The organism is Bradyrhizobium sp. (assembly GCF_036009065.1).
Lineage (GTDB): Bacteria > Pseudomonadota > Alphaproteobacteria > Rhizobiales > Xanthobacteraceae > Bradyrhizobium.
Genome location: NZ_DASYMN010000299.1, coordinates 1 through 2,298 on the forward strand (window position 1 = coordinate 1; position 2,298 = coordinate 2,298).

The 2,298-nt window shown below is 64.4% G+C and carries 3 protein-coding genes; all 3 read left to right on the forward strand.

The window, feature by feature from the left end; genetic code table 11:
- A partial coding sequence (locus tag VGP39_RS18165) for a translation initiation factor IF-2 (protein WP_327569483.1) occupies window positions 1-879 on the forward strand: 879 nt, incomplete at its 5' end.
- Between the two features lie 167 nt (window positions 880-1,046).
- The gene (gene rbfA / locus VGP39_RS18170; protein ID WP_327569485.1) at window positions 1,047-1,460 is read left to right on the forward strand and encodes a 30S ribosome-binding factor RbfA; all 414 of its coding nucleotides are present in this window, start codon (window positions 1,047-1,049) and stop codon (window positions 1,458-1,460) included.
- The coding region (truB, locus tag VGP39_RS18175; protein ID WP_327569484.1) for a tRNA pseudouridine(55) synthase TruB at window positions 1,460-2,298 on the forward strand (839 nt) is incomplete at its 3' end. The genes rbfA and truB, both read left to right, overlap by 1 nt.

Consider the following 2,298-nt stretch of genomic DNA (forward strand, 5'->3'; position numbering starts at 1 on the left):
GGCGCCGAGATGGGCCGCGTCCGCGCGCTGATCAACGACCAGGGCGACACCATCGACGAGGCCGGACCATCGGTTCCGGTCGAGGTGCTCGGCTTCAACGGCCCGCCGGAGGCCGGCGACCGCATGGCCGTGGTCGAGAACGAAGCCCGCGCGCGCCAGGTCACGAGCTACCGCGCCCACCAGAAGCGCGAGAACGCCGCGGCCTCGGTGTCCGGCATGCGCGGCTCGCTCGAGCAGATGATGTCGCAATTGAAGACCACGGGCCGCAAGGATTTCCCGCTGATCGTCAAGGCCGACGTGCAGGGCTCGCTGGAAGCCATCCTCGGATCGCTGGAAAAGCTCGGCACCGACGAAGTCGCCGCCCGCATCCTGCATGCCGGCGTCGGCGGCATCTCGGAATCCGACGTGACGCTGGCGGAAGGGTTCAATGCCGCCATCATCGGCTTCAACGTCCGCGCCCACAAGGAGGCCGCCGCCGCCGCCAAGCGCAACGGCATCGAGATCCGCTACTACAACATCATCTACGACCTCGTCGACGACGTGAAGAAGGCGATGAGCGGCCTGCTCGCGCCGACGCTGCGCGAAACCATGCTGGGCAACGCGCTGATCCTGGAAGTGTTCAACATTTCCAAGGTCGGCAAGGTTGCCGGCTGCCGCGTCACCGACGGGTCAGTGGAACGCGGCGCCAATGTCCGCCTGATCCGCGACAATGTCGTGGTGCACGAAGGCAAGCTGTCGACGCTGAAGCGCTTCAAGGACGAAGTGAAGGAAGTGGCCTCGGGCCAGGAATGCGGCATGGCGTTCGAGAACTACGGCGACATGCGCCCCGGCGACGTCATCGAATGTTATCGCGTGGAGACGATCCAGCGCTCGCTGTGAGTTCGAATCTTACAGCTAGTGCTATCTACTTCATCCTTCGAGACGCGGCCAGGAGGCCGCTCCTCAGGATGAGGGCCTAGCCTGATCCTGGGTCAAACCTATCCCTCATGGTGAGGAGCGCAGCTCTTGCTGCGCGTCTCGAACCATTAGGCTACTGGAAAAGAAGTATGCCTCGTCATCATCAATCCACGAAAGCCCCCGGCGGCTCGCAGCGGCAGTTGCGCGTCGGGGAGATCGTGCGCCATGCGGTCGCGGATATTCTCGCGCAAGGCGGCGTGCACGACGCCGACCTCGAGGGCCACATTATCACCGTGCCAGAAGTGCGGATGTCGCCGGACTTGAAGCTTGCGACCGTCTATGTGATGCCGCTTGGCGGCAAGGACACCGACGTGGTTCTCGCCGCCCTTTCGCGCAACAAGAAATTTCTGCGCGGCGAGGTCGCGCATCGCGTTAACCTGAAATTCGCACCTGATCTCCGCTTCCGCGTCGACGACCGATTCGATGAAGCGGAACGGATCGAGAAATTACTGAGAACACCCGCGGTGCAACGAGACCTCAAACAAGAATCGGACGACACATGATGGCCGTGACGATGTCAGGCGTCGCAACCGATCCGCAGAACGATGAATCGAACGGCGCGGATGAAAATATTTCTGCGCGCGCTTCTACCTCCCTCCCCGAGCCGGCCCCGCAAGGGGGGAGGGAGCAGAAGCAGCAGCGTCACAACAACCAGCCGCGGCGGGACAAGCGCGACGTGCATGGCTGGGTGGTGCTGGACAAGCCGGTCGGCATGACCTCCACCCATGCGGTGGCGATCATCAAGCGGCTGTTTTCCGCAAAACGCGCCGGACACGCCGGCACGCTCGATCCGCTGGCGACCGGCGGCCTGCCGATCGCGCTGGGCGAGGCCACCAAGACGGTTCCGTTCGTGATGGACGGTCGCAAGCGCTACCGCTTCACGGTCGCCTGGGGCGAGGAGCGCGACACCGACGATACCGAGGGCCGGGTCACCCGGATCAGCGAACTCCGCCCCTCCGCCGAGGCGATCCGGGCGCTGCTGCCGCAATTCACCGGGCTGATCGAGCAGACCCCGCCGCAATATTCCGCGATCAAGATCGCGGGCGAGCGCGCCTACGACCTCGCGCGCGACGGCGAGGTCGTCGCGCTGCAGCCGCGCCCCGTCGAAATCCACCAATTAACCCTTGTCGATCAACCCGATAGCAGCCATTCGGTGTTCGAGGCCGAATGCGGCAAGGGAACCTATGTGCGGGCGCTGGCGCGCGATATCGGCCGGATTCTCGGCTGTTTCGGCCATATCTGTGCGCTGCGGCGAACCCTGGTCGGCCCGTTCGGCGAGGACGACATGATTCCGCTGGAACAGTTGGAGGCTTTGTGCGATAGAGCCGCGTCTGGCGAGGG

What these genes read in the sequence shown, in the direction of transcription:
- rbfA (WP_327569485.1), top strand. Translation starts at nt 1,047, where the DNA reads ATGCCTCGTCATCATCAATCCACGAAAGCCCCCGGCGGCTCGCAGCGG.